We start from the raw sequence: 20615 nt of genomic DNA on the forward strand, positions 1-20615 counted from the left end.
TTTTACCAAATTACTTTTCAGAAGTCAAACCACCATCAAAAGTGTGTTCATACCCGGTTTTGAAATAATCAGGTTGATCCACCACTTCCATCTTCACCACATAACTATTACTTCCGGTTTTCTCAATATCCGTTATGCGGAAGGTTGTTCCACGCTGGATAATGATTTCAGCTTCACCGCCTACCCCAGAATAAGTAGCACCGGATTTATAGATATGCTCCCCGCTGATCGTGTTCCCATAGTAGGAAGCTGGTTCTGCATATATCGCTTTTGTTCCTGCGGGCGCATAGATTTTATATGCCACATTGCCACCGAATCCCGTACCATCTGCGATCCCGGTTGACATGAAGGAATGTGACTGGAAATTATTTCCCAGCAACTTACTTTGTAAGGTTGCAATATCGCCAGCGTTCAATAATTGTTCAGCTTCTTTGAAACTGATAACATCACCTTCCAGCAATCCCGCCAGACCGTTCAGGTCAGAACCACGGACAAGAAACACATCCTTCTGCATCCCGCTTTTCTCTATGCCCGTTGTCAGTTCTGCGACAACATCAGAATAATCACGCATATCACCGCCATAGACGGGGTTTTTCGTGTTGGCAAACTTTTTCTTGAATGTGGCACTGGAAACAATGCCGTCATAGTTGCCGTTCTCATTGTTCCAGCGTACCGAATCAATCCCGGTATAATTTGACCGCCCCCATTTCCCATTATACCCGGATAACGGGCGATTGATGGGGTGTGAATTGTGAGTGTACTGCCAGACAGCAAACTTTTCTTCTTCCGTCAGGGTGTTCCAGTCCACATCCAGCAGAGGGCGGTAATATTTATCCGCTTCATACTTGCTTGTGAACCGCTGCGCCCATGCGTCCGTCTTTCTCTGTTCGTAGGCATCAGGGGAGAACTGCGGCTTCCCTTCCGGTTTTGGCTTCCCAAGGTTGGATAAATCCTTTTGAACTTTTTTCAGTTCGCTTTGAATATCATAATAGGACTTCCCTTCCGTTTCAAATTCGGAAAGCTGCTTGTAAAGGTCTTGATACTTCTGCATCAGGACGGGATCGGTTTCAGTGATGAACTTCCCTTCATAGTATTTTTTCTTCCCTTCAATGCCGCCCATCTTTGCCGCATAGTCAGCCGTTGTCACATCATCCTTCCAAATGCCGGAATAGGTCTTGATCTGGAAGTTGTCAAGCTGTTCTTGAAGGGCTTTCTGCTGTTTCGTCAGGGCTTTCTTTTCCTCTGCCAGCAGCTTTTCATCAAGTTTCGCCTGCCACTCCGCTTTTTGGGCTTCCAATGCGTCAATCTGATCTCCGATTGCTTGCAATTTGGAAAGTTCGTCCGGTACATCCGTGATCTGCGAATAATCATGCTGATAGTCGTTTTTAAATTCTTCCCACGACAAGCCGCCGTCAGCTTTCATCACATCAGAAAACTGCTTATCCAAATCTTCAATCTGAACATCAGCGTTCGCAAGGTTGGCTTGCAGCTTCTTCTTTGTCAGATATTCCTTCTTTGGCTTCTCCGGCTCAGGCGGTTCAGGATCTTTGTGTTTGGTGTAGTGGGTAACTCCGTTCTGGTCGTACACATCAAACCCGGACTTGTCGCCGCCGTCAACAAAGGTTTCCTTCCACTCCTGATAATTCATATCATCAGGAATATAGTATGTGTTCCCATCTTCATCCCTTGCAGCCCGTTCCCCGACTTGACCGAAGTTTTCATCAAAGTGCGGTACGGTGGTACTTCTGCAATACACATGAAAGGGCGGGGCTGTTATGCCCGGTTCAAAGTCCTTCATGGGGAACACTTGCCCGTCAAGGCTTTGGCATATGTCGGAAGTATGGGAATCCAGTGTTGCCACAATCTCATATTCTTCCACATCCAGATCATTGAAGCAGTCCTTTTGTGCTGCGGAACTGAAATAGGCTTCTTCCGTCATAACCAGCCGCCCCGCATTGTGCTTTGAAGTGTTCATCTTCTTTGCTATTGCGTCAATCGCTTTCTGCGGGTTCTGCCCCAGCATGACGTTCCGGGTAAGTTCGTTATGGATTTCTGAAATCAGCTTTTCCTTGTTGCTCCAAATCCTTTCCGAAAAATTCTTCCCGTCAACTGCCCACGGTTTTGAAAGTAACTTTTCAATGTGCGACTGATCCAGTCCGGCAATATCCCAGCCTATCCCGAACCCCTTTTGAAGTTCATAGGCGGTATGGTAATACCCGCTTTGAAGAATGTCCGTCATTGTCCCGGTGGTGATCCCAAGCTGCTTTTCAAACATGACTTCAAGGCTATGTTGGGTGTGCATTTTCAGGGCTTCAAGGCGGGAAATGTGGAACTTTGCGGAAGCGTTTTCCAGTTCCTTTGTCCAGCCGCCCATCAAAGCGTTGTCCTGCCCGTACTTGATATAATCTTTCACATCCCACTTAAATTCTTTCAGGTCTGTTCCAGAAAGCATCTTCCGGGCTTCTGCCATTGATACCCCGTTATTAGTCGCAAAACGCTGATACCATGTGTTGATCTTCCCTTCAATCTCTTTCTGCGCCTGCTTGTAAATCTTTTCGATTTCCAGATAAGCGTCAACACCCTTTTGGTTCTGCGCCGCTTCAAGCTGCCCAAACCTGATCTTCCAGTATTCGCTATTCTGCATCAATCCCACCGCCTTTCAGGAAGCGGGGAACGATCAGGCGGTAAAAGCTGAACATTGGTTGACCGTTCATTGTCAGATTGAACTTTTTCACCCTGACAAGCATCAGCCAGATAAACAGACCGAACACCCGCCCAAGAATGGGCTTTTTATACTCCACTTCCAGCGGGACGGTCAGCACATTAAACTTTTTCACCTTCACCCGGATCACCTTCTTTCTTTGGCGGAGATTTCCCCGGCTGACTGCCCGCCTTTCCCGGCTGCTGGAAAGGGTTATACCCTTGCTGCCGCTCAAACTCCGCTTGTTCTTCCTCTCTCTGCTTTTTCAGTCTTTCCAGTTCCTTCTTTGGATCGTCAATCCAAGGGTGCTGCCCTATGATGGTTTCATCCGAAAGGATACCCACGGACTTTGAACAATTCTCAATCGCTTCCGTTTCGTTTATCAGAATGTCCCGGTTGAAGATAATGTCCACCTTTTCCCCGTCAAAGTCCCCCTTCCCGGTGTTGGCAAAGTGGATATTGACAAACCAGAGGATTTCTTCAAAAGCCGCCTGAAACTCTGTTTCCATGTCGTTAGCGTCAAGGTCAATGTCAGAATACATTGACTGAATATTCATCTGGTTCGGGTTGCCGGAAAGCCGATCATCCTTTGCGTCATAGCCCATAGCGTTTTCAATCAGGGCTTTCTTGAATATCTCCAAGATTGCCTTGTAGTTTTCGCTGTTCACCGTGATTTCAAGGGTTTCAACTCCCCCGTTGGTGTCCCCGCTGCATCTGATCTTTACTGCCCCGAAAGTGGCAAGGTTGCGCCGGAACTCTCCCAAATCCTGACCGTCATAGTTTTTCAGGACAAGGATTGTGTTGCGGGAATCTTCCTGCATCCCGTTTTCAAAGTCCGAAAGCATGACATTGATCCCGTCCTGCAAGGACTTCACCCTTTTCAGCAGCGGGATTTCCCCTTCATTGTACTTCAAGGGGATCAGCGGTATCTTCTCCCAGTTCAGCCCGGTAACTTCCCCCTCGCTGTCCACGGAAGTGACATAAGGTGTTTCAAAGGTTTCGTTTTCCGTGCTTACATCCGGGATCAGGATTTCACCATCCAGAATGAACTTGTGAATCCCGGTCAGATCATAGACTTCCACCTTTTCAATGACCTTTGCGATAGTCCCTTCATAGCCCATCACCTGATACAACCTAACCGCAAAATCCAGTATAGTGTGTTCGCTGTCCTTCCAGAAGGGAAGTATTTCATAGGACGGGAAAAGCCTGAAAGCCAGTTCCCCGGCATCCGTGTAGTATGGGTATAGCCACGCAAGCCCGCCGTTCAAAGCAGCCTTGCCGCCGTTTTTCAGGGTTTTCATGAACCGCTTGTTGAACACTTCCTTCAAAAGTTCAACATACCCCGTGTTCTCCCCCTCGATAGCAAAGGGCTGTCCCAGTAGGTAGTTTGCTTTCTGGTTCACCATCTTTGCGTACTGGTTATCAATCAGGCGGTTGTTCGGAAGATTTTCAACCTCTTGCAGCTTGCCGCCCTCGCCGATCATAGTCCGCTTCCGTGTCAATATGTCATGTTCGTTGTCATAGTACAAATGCCCCTTGATCTGCATGATCCGGTGCGGGCTGTTCTTCCAGCGAGCAATCTCTTTTTCCAGAAATTCCTTGTCGCTCATGCGGCTTCTTGCCCCTTGCAATATAAGGTTCGTGACCTTGCTTGTCAGGAAATCAACAAAGCTCAACATACGTTTCACCCCCTTTCAATATTGTTCAATAAATACAAAAGCCCGGAAACATCATTGTTTCAAGGCTGTTTGTTACTAATGTGATATTTTTCTTTCTGCATCCACACGGAAAACCGCCACAAAATAAAGCGTTGTAACCAGCGTTGCACCTTTGGCAAGTCGTATATGGTGTACTTTTCCCTTTTGTATATTTTTCTCCTGAATAGGCTCATGCTGTCCCCCTTATTCAAAACTGAAAGCGTCCCCCATGCTGAAATCTTCCATAGCGTAACGCATAGCATCCATCAGGTGGTTAAAATCATCAATGGGTTTATTCAACCGCTTTCCGGTCTTTGTGTCCGTGTCCCATGTGTAGTTAGATATTTCAGTGATGAAATTCACACACCGGGGATGAACAATAATGTGATAGTCCTGCAAGTAATCAATGCCGTTGTTTACACTGTCCTTGCCCTTCCTTGCCTGCTGGATATGGGAAAGCCCCAGTTCATACAAGCGGTCAATGCTTTTCGGTTCTGCTGCTTCTGCCCTGATCCGCTCCTTCCGATACCCCATTGTGGTGACTTCCGAAGCGATCCTTTCGTTGCTCATGGCGTTCTTATACATTTCATCAAAAACCCATAAGGTTTTCGCTGCTTCATCCACCAGACCGCAAAACAAAGCGGAAGGATCGTTTGTATATCCAAAGTCCAGACCGAAAGCAGACTTTACGCTTGCCATCTGCCTGATCTCGTCAATGTCGAAAGCCTTTTCTTCCCAGTTCTCAAAAATAAGCCCGTCAACAATGCCCCAGTCACCCAAGCCAGCCACACGGTAACGGCGGGGGTTGTTCAGGCGCATTGTTTCAAACACCTTGCGATCCGCTTCATCCAGCCATTCATTACAAAGGTAATTCGTGGTCATAGCAAGAGTTTCATCATCCGGGTTGTCGAAGAACCGCTTCTTCATCCAGTGGTGTTCATTCCACGGGTTGAAGGTCAAAGTGATCTGTTTGAACAGCCCCGTTTCCGGTGGTATCGCTCCACGGATGGATTCATCCAGCATATTGAAATCATTCTCGTTGCCGATCTCATACGCTTCTTCAATCCACATCCAGCACAAAAACCCATGTTCAACGGTTATTGAAGTGACTTTCAGCGGATCATCAAGTCCCCTGAAATATATCTTCTGTCCCGTGGGCTTGTAGGTCATTTCAAGGGGGCTTTCTTTTATCTCCCAGTGGTTTTGAACCCCCAAACGATTGATAGCCCATTTTAATTCCGTGAAGCAACTGTCTTTTAGTGTCCTGAACACCTTCCTGACAACCAGCAGATTAGCGTCAGGGTATTTCATCAGGTTCACGATATACCACAAAGCGGTTGTCTTTGATTTCTTGCTTGCACGGCTTCCCTTGCAAACTCTGTATCTGCCTTTCCACTTCCAGTAAGTGCCGTACCCCTTACCAACGTATTCAGGAAGGGAGATCATGCGCTTGCCGGAAGAAGTGGTCTTGTACTGTTCAGGCAAGTATAAACGCTTCTGATAATCAAAAACGTATTGACTACTAATCTTCAAGATCATCTTCCCCGGAAATGACAACCGGGATATTTACATTCACATCCAGCTTGTCATTCCACATACCTAAGTGTTTCCCCAGAAGTTCAAGGGCTTTCAGTTTGTCGTTTAGCCTGATCTCACGTTCAACTCCTTCACCCTCTTTTGTGGGGATCACCTTTACTTTCACCGATTGGATAGCGGCGGTATCATCAGCGGTTGCGCCCGCCTTTATCGTGGCATCATCCGAATCAATCACATCAGCGGCATTGACGAAAGCAATCTTTGCCAGTTCCAGAACAATCCGATCCTGATTCACCCCGGTTCGCTTGCTCCGCTCTGCCATCTTTTCAGAAATCTCCTGCTGAATGTTAAGTTTTGTCAAGTTCTGACTGGCTTGCTCCCTTGCCGTTTTGACAGAATACCCTGCCCTGATAGCCGCTTGTGTTGCGTTCAGGTCAATCAAATATTCATCAACAAATCGCCGTTGTTTCTCTGTCAGTGCCATCCGGCAACACCTTCCTTTCTGCTGAAAATAAGAAAATCACCCGCTTTCACTGTACGGGTGATTTCTCACGATACTATAATAGCACACATCAATGTAGGTTTGTGTAGGTTGTTTCAAATTCTTGCAAAGCATACCCGTGTAACTCCCGTACATACTGATATGTGTAATTCATTTCAACGGCAATCTGTTCAAGCCTTTTGTTCTCAACGTACCGCTTATAAAGAATCCTTATGTGATCCGGCTTCTTCATGTTGTGAATCTCACCGATTATCTTATGTTTTAGGTCAACATAATCATCAATCAGGGAATCAATCTCATTTTCAAGGTCAATGATCCGGGCAATCTGCCGTTCATATCCTGCGCCTTCAGGAAGGCTTGTCTGGACACGCTCTTTTGAATAGTCAAAACTTCCGATACTGGAAAGCCTTGCCCGAAGGTCAGCTTTTTCCTGAATCCTCTGGTTAATAATCACATCTGCCTTATGTAACTGCTGCAAATATTCTTTCGCCGTCATAACATCATTCCTTTCTAACTTTTGAAATAAACTTTTCAAAAATCGGTACAACTTAATTCATGTAGTTCAAGATAAACAAGTTATTTATTACTATATTATTTTTTGTAAAAACACTGTAATTTCACGTTGTTTTTCTCTTTGTGTTTAGAAGTTACAAGTAACTTGTACCAACTTGAACCGCAAAGCCGAACCGCCCTATTTATCAGACTTTCAGGCGGTTCAACTTCCACAACTACAACTTGAATTTATCTTGTATCAACTTGAACCAACCTGAACCGTTCGCACAAATCGGAAATCCAGTCTTTCCGGGCAATCTGCTGAATCCATTCATCAGGAATACCGCTTTCACCACCGCAACCATAGATGATTCCGGCAAGACCGCCAGCGACCGCCGCTATTGTGTCAGTGTCACCGCCAAGGTTCACCGCCGTAAGGACGCAATCCCGGTAACTGCGGGTATGGTACACGCACCACAAAGCAGCTTCCAGAGTGTCCACCACATACCCGGTACTTTTGATTTCATCCCGGTTCAACTTGTAGATTTTGGGAATCCGGTCAAATTCCTTTACCCATATACCGGAATAGGAAATGCACTCTGATACAGTTCTGCCTTTCAAAAGCTGTTCAGCCGTTCCCACATACCGACGACAAGCCCGCTTTGAAATCTCATGGGAATGGGTAAGACTGGAAACTTCATCAACTGCGTGTAAGCTGGATGGAAAGAGGGCAAGCGGAAGAATCCGCATCAAAGAACCGTTCCCGTTGTCCTTCTTCCTGCCGCATCCACAAGTTATCCGCTGATTGTCAAATTTCCTGATAGCCCTTTCCGTTGTGCCACCTACATCAAACACTTTGCCGTATGGGGTAAATTCAGCATAGTTCAACCACCTTGAAAAATTCCGTATAATGTCAGCCGGATCAATTTCCCCCTTCCTGACGATACTTTCCATTGTGGCAAGGGTCAGGCTGCTATCATCCGACCATGTTCCGGGCGGCTGGTTATATGTCCCATAGCCGATCATATCATCAACATGGAATGTATCACGGATCTTGAACTCCACCGGAACACCCAGCGCATCACCAACGATCAAACCCATAACTGCATCATAAATTTTACCCATTCCGTTTACCTTCCTTTCTTTTCTGCTTTTTCAACTTTTCCGCTGCTTCCAGAATCGCCTTTTGTGTAGGGCATCCACCTTCCCGGTTGATAAGGAAATTGTAAGCCTTGCAATAGTGGATAAAAGGACACTCAATAGATACACAAGTTTTCAATCTTCATCCCCCTTTCGGCTGCCGCTTCAATGCCTGACCGCACCACCAGCAATAAACATCATCTTCCCCGACCTCTGAATTACATTCCTTACAGAAAAGTCCTTCATCATCCTTTCCGGGCTGGATCGGTGTATTCTTCTTTTTCAGGGCAGCGAAAAGTTCAATGCTGCCCAGTTCTTCATAATCATAAATTTCCTGCATCCAGTTAGCAGACACATCAACCGCTAACCTTCCGGCTTCCGTGATCCGGGACAACCGCCGCATGGGTGGAATCGTGCTTTCTCTCATTCTTCATCACTCCCTTCAAAAATATCCAAAGTCATGTTCACCCTGAAAGGCGCACCGCCTATGAAGTTTGTTTTCAGCGTCCCATTCTCCAAGCTGATAATAAGAACCGAATTATTCAGGACGGTCACAAATTCATCACCGTTTTCCAGCTTTGCATCTTCCCCGAACTCTTTCTTGAACTCGTCAAATGCTCTGCCTACCGCTTCATCTAATTGTTTCAGCATTACCATTCACCCCTTTCCTTTCTTCCCGTTCCGGGGTGTCATACTCCGGGACAATAAGAATATCATGCCCCAGACGTTTCAGCCCCTTCTTCACGCTTTCTCTGATAGCGTCCCAGTCTTTCAGAAGAACCATTTTATAAGTATCTGCTGCCACTCCATCATCCCCTTTCAATTTATCCATTTAATGACCGGATCACCCTTGAACCCCTTTTCCCATACAAACCACGCATAAGCAACCGCACGGGACGAACACTTTTCAAATTCCCCATTCATAGCACACATTAGGCGGGAAGAACTGACATAGATTGTTTTGGGCGGGTTGTGTAAAAAGAAATCTTTCCGTTTCTGCCCTTCAAGGAATGTCAGCTTTAAGAACATAGCAACTTTCCTTCCCGGCTGCACACTGTTCAACGCTTGTTCAACAAATTCCAAAGCGTATTTATACGGCGGGTTTGTGATTATATCTCCCTCGAAGTTTTCAAGCGTATTTTTCAGGAAATCAAGGGGTTCAGGATCGCCAAACCCTCGGTATATCAAATCCGTACTGATAACTTCAAAACCGTTCGCTTCCAGAACTTTTGACAAATGCCCTTCCCCGCAAGCACATTCCCAAACCACCGGATGAAAACTTTCTTCTGTAAGCAATAATTCCATAGCTTTAGGTTCTGTTGCGTAATAATCGTGCTGCTGCCGTTCCTTGTCCGTATGGTTGGAAGCCCCCAGCGTTGTATATATGCTTTTCTGGTTGCCTATCCAGTCTTTACTTCCGCTCTCTCTCTGCTCATTCAAAATGCACACCTTCCTTAATCTGCCGGAACAAATATCCGGTATTTCTTTCCACTAATCTTTTTATCAATCACTTTGAAATTCAGCGTCCGGTTGATCTGCTTTGAAAATTCAACATTACTCATAGCCTGCAAACTGTTAGCAAGGCAATATTCCTGATACCGCTTATAGACCTTGCTTGTAGGCTCATTTTCTATCTTGAAATCTTCATCTTCACATTCCCGGATGAATCCCAAAATAGGGTTGTTCCGCTGTCTGTAATCGTCCAGTTCGTCCTGAACTTTCGTTGAAACGGTGAACTGCTGCTTTTCAAGGATACGTTTCAGCCCGGAAATGCCCAGATTTATCAGGTATTCCATAACATCCGCATGACCTACCAGATCACGGCGGATATTGGACTTGAACCCGGTCTTGTCAACCGTGAACTTTGCGTTGAATGGGACGATCACCAGACGATCCAGAACCGCCCCGCTTTTGTCCTTGATCCGGGGAATGTCGTTTGCCGAAAACACCAGCTTTGAATAATTGTTGAACTCAAACGGATCACGCCCCTTCTGCTCAACCGACACCCTTTCACCAGTCACCAGCTTTTTGAATATTGCGGAATTGCCGATAAATTCATCACTTATATCATCACCGATATTTGCCAGCTTCCCGACCATTTCAGCGGTCTTGAATCTGTCCCCCAGTTCTTTCAGGTCAAGGGACGCAATATTTTCTTCCCCCAGCAGACTTTGGATCACCGCAAGGAATGTACTTTTCCCGTTGCTCCCGTCCCCGGTCAGGATAAAGGCTTTCCGCAACTCATTCCTGCGGTAAAAGCAATACCCAATCATTTCTTCCAGCAAAAGCCTGATCTGCTGATCGTCACAAGAAACACGGTTCAGCATTTCATCAGCGGCTTTTGAATATGCGCCCGGATTGTAGTTCCACCTGATTTTGTTCGTGATGATATGCTCCGGGGAAAACTCCGAAAATGTGTTATCGAATATGTTGTAAACCCCGTTTTCAAAAGCTATCCAGTCCGCATCATTGGAACTTATATTGTCCTGAATGGAAATATTCAGGTATTCAAGAACTTCCGTCCTTTTCGTCCGGTTCAGGGTGGGGATATGCTGGATCATGACCGCTTCAATCGCCGTCTTACCCGGTACATAGATACCATCCTTGTATATGTGAAGCTGGTTGTTTATCCTGATAATGTGGTTATTGTTCTTCAAAAAGGTTGCGAACTTATCAAACAAGAACGCTGAACCATTGAAAAATATGGGCTTCTTGAAAGCATCATCCCGAAGCACCGTTTCAATCTCACTATCGGAAAGCGGCTCTTTCAGCACAAACTGATTGATGATCCTGATTGTTTCCCTTGCTTCCTCTTTGCTGAAATCGTTGCTTTGCAAGGTCAGGATATAGTTAAACAGACTTTGGTTTCTGCCGTCCCCGGCTTCCATGTCAAGAAATTCAAGTTTCATCTTTGATTTCAGGGGGTGAAGCCAGCGGGGAATCTGCTGCGCTTCTTCATTTTCTGCGGTATCATAAATGATTTCCCGTTCCTTCCCCCCAAATTTCAGAACTGAATACGAATTTCTTGATCCTAACTTAATATCAGCGGTCAACCCGATTGCCAGTTTGCAGCCTGTTTTCCCCGTTTGAACTCCGCTGTTTTTGAAAAGGAAATGCTTCCCCCGGCTGGTTTTATACACCCGGCAGCACAATTTCTTTTCTTTCACTACCTTAAACAGAGTTTCAGACATTTCAAAATCATCAATATCTACCAGTATGGTATCTTTTGCCAAAATTCCAGCATATTCCGGTAATGACTGAACTTGTTCAAAGGTCTTGAAATCAGTCCTATTTTTGAATTTCTCAACACATTTCTTGTCCTTTGTTTCAACGTAACCTTTGAAGAACAACACCCATCACCACCTTCATAATAATTTCAAATATTCTGAAAACTGCTTTTCTTCTTTCTCATGCCGCTTGTAATCCGATAAATGGATCGCTGCATATTTCTTGTACTTCCCCAGCTTGCTTTTTTCCTCTGCCAATTCATCCTTTGACAGAGGTACACCGTTGGGACGTTTTCTTGTAGTAACTATTTCTTTTGAATCGGCTTCTAACTGTTTATTTTGTAAGTGCATTTTTGCGCTGTACTTTTTCGCTTTCTCATGCTCTATTTTTTTCTCTTGAAAGTAAACTTTCAATTTTTCCCTCAATTCGTCCTCATGCTGCCAGTCAAGGGAAATGATCGAAAGTAACTTTTTCAAATCTTTCTTTGTGGAAGGAAAGAACTTATCAAGAAAAATATTCATTCTTCCTTTCCCGTTATCCCATGTAATATTTAAAGTTTCCATCACATCACCCCGAAATCTGATAATCTTTTTCTTGCAAAATTTATATACCATTCCCGATCCAGTCTATCCGGGACGGGGACACCCTTCACGGCATCATTCCAGATAAAACAATGTTCAGGGGAATTTGTCAGTTTTGCCGCTGTTTTTCTTGTGGCATGAACTTTCTTCACCCCCGGATCGGAAGCAACCCTTGAAGCGAATACCCGGACACACTTTTCTTTTATGGGTTTATTCCCGTAAAGAATGTGTGTATACTTATTACTGATTTTGGAAACAAGCTGAAATTCCCGCAAATCTTCACATTCACCTATTGTCCTTTCAACCGGGATTCCCTTTATCATGTAATCCACCAATGCCCGATTGATGATCGGAAGGTCATAGCTTAAATCATTCAGCTTCATAACATAGCCGCCCTTTGCCTTTACCGCCCCAGTTTCCCGGTCTATCAGCAGATAGTTGTTCACATCCTTCTGGTAAATATCACCTATGAAAGTGTCAAAGTCCATCTTCATCCCTGTGCGCTGCTCCCACTCATACACAATATCATCCAGTTTGTCAAAGTCCCTTTCGTAGTCATTCAGTTTTATAACAATACCATCTGTATTGTTCTGGATAAGTTCACAATACGGTTCAATGTGTTCAACCAAATCCAACAAAAGCAACTGCCCGTTTATGCAAATACTGTTATTGCTCATAGGGTCAAATAAAGCAGATTGCCGTTGCTTCATCTGCCCGGAAATGGCATTGTCCATAATCTTGAAGGGCTGTCTTGCTTTCTTATCCCCTTTCCGCTTAAATTCAATATTGCTATCATGAATGAACTCAAAATTTTCAGGGTGGTTCATCACACGATAGCCGAACTTATATTTCTTCTGTAAACTCGGATAATATGCAGTAACATCAATAATCAGGAACACCCCGGAAGCGTGAAATTTTGCCTTTGCCCCGTGACCTCCGCCCCATGAAAAAGTATGTTCCACCCCTGCCACCATGACCTTATCCTGCTTTTTCTTATAGTCATGATTCTCCGGGTTTCTGTACCAGTCAGCGATATAGCGGTATTTTTTCAGTTCAAGGCAGTCCAGAATAGGAAATTGAAATTCATCATCAAAACCTTCCCCCTTCCGATTGCCGCCTAAAATCTCCGCTGCAAGCTGCGCCTTTGTTTTGGAAATAAAATCAATGGGAAGTTCAAAGTGTTTAATGAAATACATCATTGTGTTAAATTCTTCCGTGCGCTTCAAAAACACTTCAATGGTTTGCTCCACATCATGATTGCAGTATTTGAAGGTTTCTTCTATCTCTGCATCAGTCAGTTTCCGGTCAATGTCAAAGGGGACGGAAGTTTCTTTTATGTTGTTGCCCATGAACCCCTCAAAAGATTTCAAACCCCGGTCTGTTCCCAGCATCACATCATAATTCAAAAGCGGGATGCTCCTGAACATGGTGGGCGCAAACTTCCATCCCGGATTCCCCTTCACAATGATATAATCATTCACCTTTTTTGGATCGAACCCGCAAAGAATACCCTTCAAAATATACTGATCGTAATGCCGACTATTGAACCCGCTCCAGATTTCTTTTTTGTTCTCCTGATATAAGGCTTCCAGTTCTTCCGGTGAATTTACAATCTTGTAGGTGGTTCTGGTTGTCATGTTCTTTACAACTACAAGCCAATCATATTTGAAAACTTCAAAGTCATAAAACAGCACTTTTTCACCCTTCCAATTCATCAATCTTATCAAGAAAATTCATTTCATCATGCACACACAAATATTTGCACGACAGATCGCACCCATCACATGGTAAGTTAAGAAACTTGCAAAATGTTCCTTCTGGTTTCGCAAATATGCAAATCAACCCATGCCTTTCCGATTTCCCTTTTTCGTAGCCCTTTTTATAACCTTCTTCATATCCCTTGTCATAACCTTCATTACGATAATAATCTGCTGGGGATTCATATTCGTTATAATTAGGGCATCCATAACAATCTTCTCTTTGACAAAGCCCGCATCCATAATATGCCATTTTTATTCCTCCCTATAGGGGAATCCGGGAAGCACTTTTCCCGGATTCCCCTTGATCCTGCTGCCGTTTAACCTTCCAGAATGTAAACTTCTTTGATCTCAAACGTGTTGTAACCCTTGCTGTTCTCCCCGTAGTCAAGCAGATATTCAAAATTCCCGTCAATAAGTTCCATCACATCCATAACCATCCCATTGTACTGATTGTAAGTCTTGAAGATTACATCCGGCTTTTCAGCATCTTCAACTTCCGATACAAGGGAACGCAAGAACTCATTTGCAATATGAATCTGGAATCCCTGCGTAACCACCTGATTCATGAAGATCAGGCTGCCCTTGTACTCGCCGTCAAGAATCTTCATCCAGCAAGACAACATAGGATCGCCCTTCTTGCTGGTTGTCATTTCCAGCTTATTGATCTCCACCTCGTAAGTATCATGGGGAACTTCCTTGAAATTGCCCCCGCCGTTGGCTGCTGCTTCCTCAACATCCTTTGCAAGACCTTCCGTGTCGATCTCTTTGTCAAACTTATCCCAAATGTTTGCATCCATAGTAAAACCACCTTTTTAACCTTTCTTAAAATTTTGTGTTCAGGTTTCCCTTTGTCAGTTCAAATGCTTCTTCCCGACTGAACCCCTGATCCATGTACGCATCAAAAAACTTTTTCGCCGTTTCAGCAGATTTCTTTGCTTTGCTCTCCGTGTCAGGGGCTTCCTTTCCCCACGGGTGTTCCGGCTTATAGGCTTTCTTTGATTCCTCTGCCCTCTTACTTGCAGCCGCTTTTATTGCGGCGGCTGCAATATCATCCGGGACGGGGACACCAAACAGATTCAACATACTTCATACCTTCCTTTCTCTTATTCTCTTGCCCTGCGTCTGCGGCGGGGCTTTTCTTCCTGCTGCGGCTGTCCGGTAGGTTCAGACTGTTCAGGGGGATTCATAGCCGGGGCAGCTTCCCCTTCCTCTGCCGGAATATCCATAAACTTATCAGTGGGATTTTCCTGCTTGCCCTCTGCGCCCGTTTCAGGGGCTTCCTGCGGGTTTTCATGTTCAGGGGTGTTATTTATCGGCTGTTCCTCTTTGGGGCTGTCCTGCGGCTTATCTGCGTTTGTGGCGGGGGTTTCCGCTTTCCTCCGGCTGCTTCTCCCGGTCTTTGTGGTGGTAGGTGCGGGGGCTGCTTTCTTTCCGGCTGCTGCGTTTGCGTTGGCTTCATCATATACGGCAAAGAGGGCATCCACATCCAGCGGAATATCTTTCGCATTGACACGCAACCGCCCGCCGCCGAAGATCACTTCATTGGACTTGAAATTGAAGGTTCTCACTTCATCATCAGCCACGATCCGGGCAACCACATCCACCATTCCAGCGACCTTGTTAGCAACCTTATCCTGCAAATTCGGCTTGATTGCCGTGATCTTATCGCCGCCTTTTCTGGTAATATCCTTTGTGGTATCCTCATGGGAAATCAGAATAATGTTTTCATAGTCAAGGTTCATCAGCTTTTTCAGCGTGTTCAGGAACTCGCCCCGCACCTTATCCCATGCCCGGAAGGAATCATCAGATTCATGGGTAATGCCCATCTGCTGGTACATATAAAGCCGACAATGCTCATACAAATCTTCCAGAAGATCAACAACAATCGTCTTGAAGGTGTTATCCTTCTTTTCCAGTTCCGCAACAGTATCTTTGAACACTTCCCATGCCAGCGTTCTTTTCGTCTGCCTGCCCTCGACACGCACATCATCCTTAATGTGGATATAGGGCGCATTTACGAACTTGATATTGCCGTCCGTGTTCAGCATCAGCGGATCAGGGAAATCATTAGCAAAGGTGGTCTTGCCACAAAACGGTACACCGTAAATCCAGATCACACGCTTTGTAACCGCATCAATAGTTCTTCTCTTGTTTTCAGGTAACTTCATAAAATAGTTCCATCCTTTCTCACAAAATTCTTGATATTCACAATACCTACATAAGTAACTTGTTTCCTGCGGGAACTCCGTTTCTTCATTTACCGCTTTTATTTCAAACAAGAATCCAAGCACCTTTTCCATGCTGAACTCAATTTGAACAATTTTGACTTCCACTTTTGAAAGTTCCTCTTTCAGCCGTTCCCGGAAGTCCTGCAAACTCTCCGTTTTCTTCTGCCGGATAGATACTTTAGGAACAAACATCAGATACAAATTCCTGATCTTCTTTCCGGGGTTATCCCTTTCAAAGAAATATTTGTATAGGTGAAGCTGCGCCGACTGCTTATAGCCTGATACATTGTTTGAATACTTGAAATCGTAAATGTCAAACCATTGTATTCCGTCCCCGGAAGGGTACAAAGGGAAAAGGTAATCAATAAACCCGTGGAAATCCTTGTTGGATATTTCAACCTCAAACTGCCCTTCAACACCGTCCGGGTAAAGTGAATCGTTGTCTGTCCGGGGAATTGCCGCCCTTGCCAGCGGAATCACCGTTTCCAGCTTCATGACCTCGTTTATATGTTCATCCGTGATGATCGGATAGCTGAAATAATATTCCTGAATGGCATCCGCAAGGCTTTTTTCAATCCCGGTATGAACCGCCTGCCCGATAATCAAGGGGTTATCCGGTTCTATTGGGGAATTGGTGGTTATTCCGTCCAAATATCGCATTTTGTACTTGAATTTGCATTTTTCAAAGCAATCAATTCTTGAATGTGAATACTGCAATCTATCACCCCTTTCAAAAGTTCTTTGAACTGTTCAAAACCTTCCGGGTAAAGGAAAACCCCTATCCCGCCAGATTTATTGATCCGGTTGATGTTCAGCTTTTGCAATTCAGAAGGTCTACCGCTTGAAGCCTTGACTTCCACCGCCAGCATGATCCCGTTCACGCAACATATCAGGTCAGGTATACCGGATTTCTGGAAACCGCCGCCCCAAATTTTTGTGTACCATCCCACCATAGGGGCATCCATGCGGTCAGAAGGATAACCAGCCGGATATATACCCACGGAATGAAAATGTTTCTTTATCCGGTTTTCAAACAGTTTTTCATCTGCCATTTACTCACCTTCTCCCATGTTCAAGGCTGTTTCAAACTGCCCTTCCAGAGATTGACGGCTATACGAATCATAGCAATCCGGGCAAAGAAATTTTCCGTCATAGAACTGGATAGGTTCACCCATTTCAGCCAATTCCTTCACTTCATCAGCCGTGAAGTGTTCACCGCACATTGAACACTGTATATCTGCATCACCATTGATTGAACATTCAAGGTGTGCATCACTGGAATCTTCACCCCAATTCTGGAAAGTGCTAATTTCCGTCATAGCCTTAAAGATGGTTGCAAAATGCTGAACTGCATTGTCCCGGTCAATGTTGTGCTTATCAGCTATACAGATCACTTTATCAATCACACCATTCACAACCCCGGTGAAATCTTCCATATAGGCAGCGTGTTCTTTATCGTTCAGGTATCGGTCAAGCGGAAGCTGGACAATCTTTTTATTCTCCATCTTCTTCACCGTCCCAGTCCCCGGTATCGTTGGCATAAATATCAAAATAATCAGTGCTGCCATACGTTACCCGCTCTGCACTCTCAATAATGATCTCGCCCTCTCCCTGATCCACTCCGGTATCACTGGAAAGCTGCACTTCCAAATTATCCGGTACACCTTCAAGGGCTTTCCTCAATTCGCCCACCGTCAACACTTTCTTTGCCATAACAAGCACCTTCTTTCTTCAAATTTTTAATATAAAATTCTGTACCACTTTGGGAAGATTTCACATGACAAACATGATGTTTGCAAGCTATTTTCCGGCACGGTTGCCGCTTCCGTGTTGACTGACTGCACACAATTTCATCATGTTCAGAAGTTCCCCGTGTTTCAAACCATCCCATTACTTCACTTCAATCTTGACAGAAGCGGAAACATTGGAAGTTTTCGTGTACTTTGCAGCCACATCCGGCAATTCCTTTTTCAGCTTTGTGCTGTCAATGCTGTTCCTTACCGTGGGGGCGGTATAGGTAAAGGTCACGCTGTCACTCTCAAACTTCTTCACCCCGTACTGCTCCATAGCCTTGACAAGCTGAACTCGCATTTCCTTTTCCTGCTCCTCGATCTTTTTCTTCTGGATCGTAAGGGCGGCAATCGCCTTGATAACTGCGGCGGTATCCTTCTTCATGACAAGAACCGCATCCGTTTCATCCATTTCCGCATAACCGCAATTTCCAATGTTTTCAAGGTTGTCACATACTCCGTTACAGTCCTTCCTTTCTTCACATTGACAGCAACAACACGTTTTCCCTTTTGGACATCCTTCTTCCATCTTGCACTTAATCATCTTCTTTTCTCCTTTCGATTTCCTCATTGAATTTTTGTTGATACTGGAAAACGCTTTTTGAATAGTTAATTTCAAAAATACCGTTTTCCCATAACCGGGCAGCCCCGGATTCCCCCAAGTTGTAAGCCATAAGAACCTTTTCAGGGGTTTCATACTTTTCAAACAGCTTCCGAAGAATGAACATTCCTGAACGAACATTGTTATAAGGTTCAAGGAAATCCGTCACCCCAAGGGTTTCAGTTATCAAAGCATGGTTCTTTTCATTGACCTGCATCAGCCCGTAATCACTGCTTTCACTTATCACATCAGCCCGGAAACTGCTTTCCTGCTGGATCAATGCCATTACAAAGGTGAAGTCAATTTCATACCCTTCTGACAGATAGAAAATAAATTCTTGCAAATCTTCACTGATCGGAACATCCAGCGGGACAAATTCTTCACCGCTTTTCAGTTCAGGGACTTCACCTTCAAAAATTATCCCGTCATACCGCCCATATATCAGGACTTCTTTTCCGGCTGCTGCCGCTTCCGGCTCTCCATCTTTTCCCATAAGTACCGCTTTACAACCCCAGCCACTACCGAACCCAATAACAAGGAATGTAAATCCAACGATTACCCATGAAATCAAAAGCCTTTTACGGATTGCGTTTTTCGTTATACGCTTTGAATAGTTCATCAGTGTAATCCTTTCTCTGCTCCAAGGTGTGAAGAATATCTTCTTCCACCGTTCCGGGGCATATCATGATGTAATAAAAGCAAGCGTTTTCCTGCCCGATCCGGTGAATCCTCTTTTTTGACTGTTCAAAAAGTTCACTTCTGTCTGTTAGGGAAAAGTAAATTATTTTGTTTGCCCTTTGAAGATTCAACCCCATAGCACCAGCCTGATACTGAACAAAAGTGATAGAATCTTCACTTGTTTCAAAAGCATCCAAATCCTTCCTTTCCCCATTCACAATAGAAACGGGTCTTTCTAACTCAATCGCAATATCCAGCAAAGTGTTCAGTTCATCATTGAAGTTATAGAACACAATCACCCGATCTTCCGTTGATTGAATTAAGTCCCTGAAAGCTGCGATCCGCTCTTTATTCAGATAGCTGCACATCATCCGGGCATATATCCGTTTAGAAAGGATAGTGTCACCTATGAACTCCCGTCCCTCAATCGTGATAATTTCATCACGCATAAATTTCCGGTATTCTTTGGTTGCTCTGGAATGTACCGGGGTGATAATCTGCTGCGGAAGATCAAACACTTCTTCCGACTTCATAAAAATTGCCCCGTAGTCTGCCAGCTTCTTTTTCAGGCGGTCAACATTCTTATATCCGGTGATATGTGGAATCCTGAACCCGCTTTCTGAATCCTCTATCCATTCCATTTCAACATACTGCTTATAAAACAGTTCCTTCTTTATCCCCCAGCCCAGAAGATGAAGCTGCGACCATAGCTTTTCATACTTCCCCGCCGTGGGTGTCCCGGACAGAAGGATCACATTTTCAGGGTGCATTTTCAGGATGAATTTTGACCGTTTCGCCGTTTCATTCTGAATGATGGAACTTTCATCCAGCATCATTGTAAAACCGCTTATATTGGCAAAATATGACCTTCTGAACACCAGATCATAGTTGATAACACCCACGAACTTCCCGACCGTCCCGGTAAATTCTTCAAACTGCCGCTTGTCTGTCAGGTCAAACACCCCAATGTTGTAATGCTCCCGGAAGTGTTCAACCCAGTCCTGAACCTTTGACTTCTGACAAATGACAAGAATCATGTTAGGGTATGAAATCGCCTTTTCGCTGCCTACAAATGTTTTTCCAAGTCCCATGTCAAGGTAGTAGGCAACCCGATTTTTCCCGGCTGTCAGGTCAAGGGCTTTCTGTTGGTGGGGGAATAGCTGCATAAATCAGCACCCCCTTAATCTTCATCAACATCAATCCCGGTGATCTCTTTGAAAATAGCCTTGTCGAAATTCGGAATTGCTATGATAATTGCCTTTTGACGGTCAGAAAGCCCACGCCACCAAATAACCGCACATTCGGAATTATCCAACTTTTTCAGATAACCGCCCGTTATTTCGGCTTCCGGGTGATCTGCTTTTTCTTCATCCGTCATATCAGAAAGGTAAATGTATTCAAGCACATCCCCCGGAATCTGATTCAGCAAATAGCGGGCTTCACTGTTCAGCCAATCTTCATAAGTCCATTCAGAAGGCTTATTGAACAGGTAAATTTTCGGGCTTGTGGTGTTGAAGCATCCATTGGAAAAGCTGCACTTGTTCCAATCGCCGCTGTTCCAATCGCCGCTGTTCCGGTTGCCGCTGTTCCGGTTGCCGCTGTTGCAATCGCCGCTGTTCCAATCGCCGCTGTTCCGGTTGCCGCTGTTGCAATCGCCGCTGTTCCGGTTGCCGCTGTTCCG

The 20615-nt window shown here is 44.9% G+C and carries 25 protein-coding genes; all 25 read right to left on the reverse strand.

The genetic code is table 11. The annotated features are described in order from the left end of the window. Window positions 1–10: 10 nt before the first annotated feature. Window positions 11–2644, reverse strand: coding sequence for a minor capsid protein (locus NFS31_RS19405; protein ID WP_251498868.1), 2634 nt, complete (start codon window positions 2642–2644; stop codon window positions 11–13). Next, a complete protein-coding gene (locus tag NFS31_RS19410; RefSeq protein WP_251498871.1) occupies window positions 2634–2843 on the reverse strand; it encodes a hypothetical protein in 210 nt (69 codons plus the stop codon). The genes NFS31_RS19405 and NFS31_RS19410 overlap by 11 nt, the downstream gene beginning before the upstream one ends. Beyond that, window positions 2824–4380, reverse strand: coding sequence for a phage portal protein (locus tag NFS31_RS19415; RefSeq protein WP_331482771.1), 1557 nt, complete (start codon window positions 4378–4380; stop codon window positions 2824–2826). Before NFS31_RS19415 ends, NFS31_RS19410 begins: the two co-directional genes overlap by 20 nt. Before the next feature lie 222 nt (window positions 4381–4602). After that, entirely contained in the window at window positions 4603–5931 is a 1329-nt protein-coding gene (locus NFS31_RS19420; RefSeq protein ID WP_331482772.1) for a PBSX family phage terminase large subunit, read from the reverse strand. After that, window positions 5921–6412 carry a terminase small subunit gene (locus tag NFS31_RS19425; RefSeq protein ID WP_416389486.1) on the reverse strand — a complete coding sequence of 164 codons (492 nt, stop codon included), beginning with the start codon at window positions 6410–6412 and terminating at the stop codon, window positions 5921–5923. Before NFS31_RS19425 ends, NFS31_RS19420 begins: the two co-directional genes overlap by 11 nt. A gap of 94 nt (window positions 6413–6506) precedes the next feature. Continuing rightward, on the reverse strand, window positions 6507–6932 hold the full coding sequence (locus NFS31_RS19430; RefSeq protein WP_251498876.1) for a hypothetical protein: 426 nt from the start codon (window positions 6930–6932) through the stop codon (window positions 6507–6509). Between the two features lie 245 nt (window positions 6933–7177). Next, window positions 7178–8053, reverse strand: coding sequence for an ADP-ribosylglycohydrolase family protein (locus NFS31_RS19435; RefSeq protein ID WP_251498879.1), 876 nt, complete (start codon window positions 8051–8053; stop codon window positions 7178–7180). A 157-nt stretch (window positions 8054–8210) separates the two neighbouring features. After that, window positions 8211–8495, reverse strand: a complete 285-nt coding sequence (locus NFS31_RS19440; protein ID WP_251498882.1) for a hypothetical protein — start codon at window positions 8493–8495, stop codon at window positions 8211–8213. Further along, window positions 8492–8719: a hypothetical protein gene (locus NFS31_RS19445; protein ID WP_251498884.1), complete on the reverse strand. Its 228-nt coding sequence runs from the start codon at window positions 8717–8719 to the stop codon at window positions 8492–8494. Before NFS31_RS19445 ends, NFS31_RS19440 begins: the two co-directional genes overlap by 4 nt. Further along, complete coding sequence (locus NFS31_RS19450) at window positions 8700–8900, reverse strand: hypothetical protein (protein WP_251498887.1); 201 nt, start codon at window positions 8898–8900, stop codon at window positions 8700–8702. Before NFS31_RS19450 ends, NFS31_RS19445 begins: the two co-directional genes overlap by 20 nt. Further along, window positions 8888–9508, reverse strand: coding sequence for an NAD(P)-dependent oxidoreductase (locus tag NFS31_RS19455; protein WP_251498889.1), 621 nt, complete (start codon window positions 9506–9508; stop codon window positions 8888–8890). The genes NFS31_RS19450 and NFS31_RS19455 overlap by 13 nt, the downstream gene beginning before the upstream one ends. A 14-nt stretch (window positions 9509–9522) precedes the next feature. Then, entirely contained in the window at window positions 9523–11301 is a 1779-nt protein-coding gene (locus NFS31_RS19460; protein WP_251498892.1) for a phage/plasmid primase, P4 family, read from the reverse strand. Window positions 11302–11433: 132 nt separating this feature from the next. Next, window positions 11434–11859: a hypothetical protein gene (locus NFS31_RS19465; RefSeq protein WP_251498895.1), complete on the reverse strand. Its 426-nt coding sequence runs from the start codon at window positions 11857–11859 to the stop codon at window positions 11434–11436. Continuing rightward, window positions 11859–13592: a hypothetical protein gene (locus NFS31_RS19470; RefSeq protein WP_251498898.1), complete on the reverse strand. Its 1734-nt coding sequence runs from the start codon at window positions 13590–13592 to the stop codon at window positions 11859–11861. The genes NFS31_RS19465 and NFS31_RS19470 overlap by 1 nt, the downstream gene beginning before the upstream one ends. After that, window positions 13576–13887: a hypothetical protein gene (locus NFS31_RS19475; protein ID WP_251498901.1), complete on the reverse strand. Its 312-nt coding sequence runs from the start codon at window positions 13885–13887 to the stop codon at window positions 13576–13578. The genes NFS31_RS19470 and NFS31_RS19475 overlap by 17 nt, the downstream gene beginning before the upstream one ends. A 67-nt stretch (window positions 13888–13954) precedes the next feature. Then, entirely contained in the window at window positions 13955–14434 is a 480-nt protein-coding gene (locus tag NFS31_RS19480) for a DUF669 domain-containing protein (protein ID WP_251498903.1), read from the reverse strand. Window positions 14435–14459: 25 nt separating this feature from the next. Next, window positions 14460–14720, reverse strand: coding sequence for a hypothetical protein (locus tag NFS31_RS19485; protein ID WP_251498906.1), 261 nt, complete (start codon window positions 14718–14720; stop codon window positions 14460–14462). Between the two features lie 20 nt (window positions 14721–14740). Continuing rightward, on the reverse strand, window positions 14741–16525 hold the full coding sequence (locus NFS31_RS19490) for an AAA family ATPase (RefSeq protein ID WP_251498909.1): 1785 nt from the start codon (window positions 16523–16525) through the stop codon (window positions 14741–14743). Continuing rightward, entirely contained in the window at window positions 16504–16917 is a 414-nt protein-coding gene (locus NFS31_RS19495; RefSeq protein ID WP_251498911.1) for a VRR-NUC domain-containing protein, read from the reverse strand. Before NFS31_RS19495 ends, NFS31_RS19490 begins: the two co-directional genes overlap by 22 nt. Then, window positions 16918–17370 carry a hypothetical protein gene (locus NFS31_RS19500; RefSeq protein WP_251498916.1) on the reverse strand — a complete coding sequence of 151 codons (453 nt, stop codon included), beginning with the start codon at window positions 17368–17370 and terminating at the stop codon, window positions 16918–16920. After that, window positions 17360–17578 (reverse strand): hypothetical protein, encoded by a 219-nt coding sequence (locus NFS31_RS19505; protein WP_251498920.1) that lies wholly within the window; start codon window positions 17576–17578, stop codon window positions 17360–17362. The genes NFS31_RS19500 and NFS31_RS19505 overlap by 11 nt, the downstream gene beginning before the upstream one ends. Before the next feature lie 177 nt (window positions 17579–17755). After that, entirely contained in the window at window positions 17756–18199 is a 444-nt protein-coding gene (locus tag NFS31_RS19510) for a hypothetical protein (protein ID WP_251498924.1), read from the reverse strand. After that, a complete protein-coding gene (locus tag NFS31_RS19515; protein WP_251498930.1) occupies window positions 18192–18875 on the reverse strand; it encodes a transglycosylase SLT domain-containing protein in 684 nt (227 codons plus the stop codon). The genes NFS31_RS19510 and NFS31_RS19515 overlap by 8 nt, the downstream gene beginning before the upstream one ends. Further along, the gene (locus NFS31_RS19520; protein WP_251498934.1) at window positions 18835–20100 is read right to left on the reverse strand and encodes an SNF2-related protein; all 1266 of its coding nucleotides are present in this window, start codon (window positions 20098–20100) and stop codon (window positions 18835–18837) included. The genes NFS31_RS19515 and NFS31_RS19520 overlap by 41 nt, the downstream gene beginning before the upstream one ends. Before the next feature lie 14 nt (window positions 20101–20114). Further along, a partial coding sequence (locus NFS31_RS19525; protein WP_251498937.1) for a pentapeptide repeat-containing protein occupies window positions 20115–20615 on the reverse strand: 501 nt, incomplete at its 5' end.

The sequence above is a fragment of the Otoolea muris genome (genome assembly GCF_943193115.1).
In the GTDB taxonomy this organism is placed as follows: domain Bacteria; phylum Bacillota; class Clostridia; order Lachnospirales; family Lachnospiraceae; genus Otoolea; species Otoolea muris.

What these genes read in the sequence shown, in the direction of transcription:
- NFS31_RS19405 (WP_251498868.1), bottom strand. Translation starts at nt 2,644, where the DNA reads ATGCAGAATAGCGAATACTGGAAGATCAGGTTTGGGCAGCTTGAAGCG.
- NFS31_RS19415 (WP_331482771.1), bottom strand. Translation starts at nt 4,380, where the DNA reads ATGTTGAGCTTTGTTGATTTCCTGACAAGCAAGGTCACGAACCTTATA.
- NFS31_RS19430 (WP_251498876.1), bottom strand. Translation starts at nt 6,932, where the DNA reads ATGACGGCGAAAGAATATTTGCAGCAGTTACATAAGGCAGATGTGATT.
- NFS31_RS19435 (WP_251498879.1), bottom strand. Translation starts at nt 8,053, where the DNA reads ATGGGTAAAATTTATGATGCAGTTATGGGTTTGATCGTTGGTGATGCG.
- NFS31_RS19440 (WP_251498882.1), bottom strand. Translation starts at nt 8,495, where the DNA reads ATGAGAGAAAGCACGATTCCACCCATGCGGCGGTTGTCCCGGATCACG.
- NFS31_RS19445 (WP_251498884.1), bottom strand. Translation starts at nt 8,719, where the DNA reads ATGCTGAAACAATTAGATGAAGCGGTAGGCAGAGCATTTGACGAGTTC.
- NFS31_RS19450 (WP_251498887.1), bottom strand. Translation starts at nt 8,900, where the DNA reads ATGGATAAATTGAAAGGGGATGATGGAGTGGCAGCAGATACTTATAAA.
- NFS31_RS19465 (WP_251498895.1), bottom strand. Translation starts at nt 11,859, where the DNA reads ATGGAAACTTTAAATATTACATGGGATAACGGGAAAGGAAGAATGAAT.
- NFS31_RS19470 (WP_251498898.1), bottom strand. Translation starts at nt 13,592, where the DNA reads ATGAATTGGAAGGGTGAAAAAGTGCTGTTTTATGACTTTGAAGTTTTC.
- NFS31_RS19475 (WP_251498901.1), bottom strand. Translation starts at nt 13,887, where the DNA reads ATGGCATATTATGGATGCGGGCTTTGTCAAAGAGAAGATTGTTATGGA.
- NFS31_RS19480 (WP_251498903.1), bottom strand. Translation starts at nt 14,434, where the DNA reads ATGGATGCAAACATTTGGGATAAGTTTGACAAAGAGATCGACACGGAA.
- NFS31_RS19485 (WP_251498906.1), bottom strand. Translation starts at nt 14,720, where the DNA reads ATGTTGAATCTGTTTGGTGTCCCCGTCCCGGATGATATTGCAGCCGCC.
- NFS31_RS19490 (WP_251498909.1), bottom strand. Translation starts at nt 16,525, where the DNA reads ATGCGATATTTGGACGGAATAACCACCAATTCCCCAATAGAACCGGAT.
- NFS31_RS19495 (WP_251498911.1), bottom strand. Translation starts at nt 16,917, where the DNA reads ATGGCAGATGAAAAACTGTTTGAAAACCGGATAAAGAAACATTTTCAT.
- NFS31_RS19500 (WP_251498916.1), bottom strand. Translation starts at nt 17,370, where the DNA reads ATGGAGAATAAAAAGATTGTCCAGCTTCCGCTTGACCGATACCTGAAC.
- NFS31_RS19505 (WP_251498920.1), bottom strand. Translation starts at nt 17,578, where the DNA reads ATGGCAAAGAAAGTGTTGACGGTGGGCGAATTGAGGAAAGCCCTTGAA.
- NFS31_RS19510 (WP_251498924.1), bottom strand. Translation starts at nt 18,199, where the DNA reads ATGATTAAGTGCAAGATGGAAGAAGGATGTCCAAAAGGGAAAACGTGT.
- NFS31_RS19515 (WP_251498930.1), bottom strand. Translation starts at nt 18,875, where the DNA reads ATGAACTATTCAAAGCGTATAACGAAAAACGCAATCCGTAAAAGGCTT.
- NFS31_RS19520 (WP_251498934.1), bottom strand. Translation starts at nt 20,100, where the DNA reads ATGCAGCTATTCCCCCACCAACAGAAAGCCCTTGACCTGACAGCCGGG.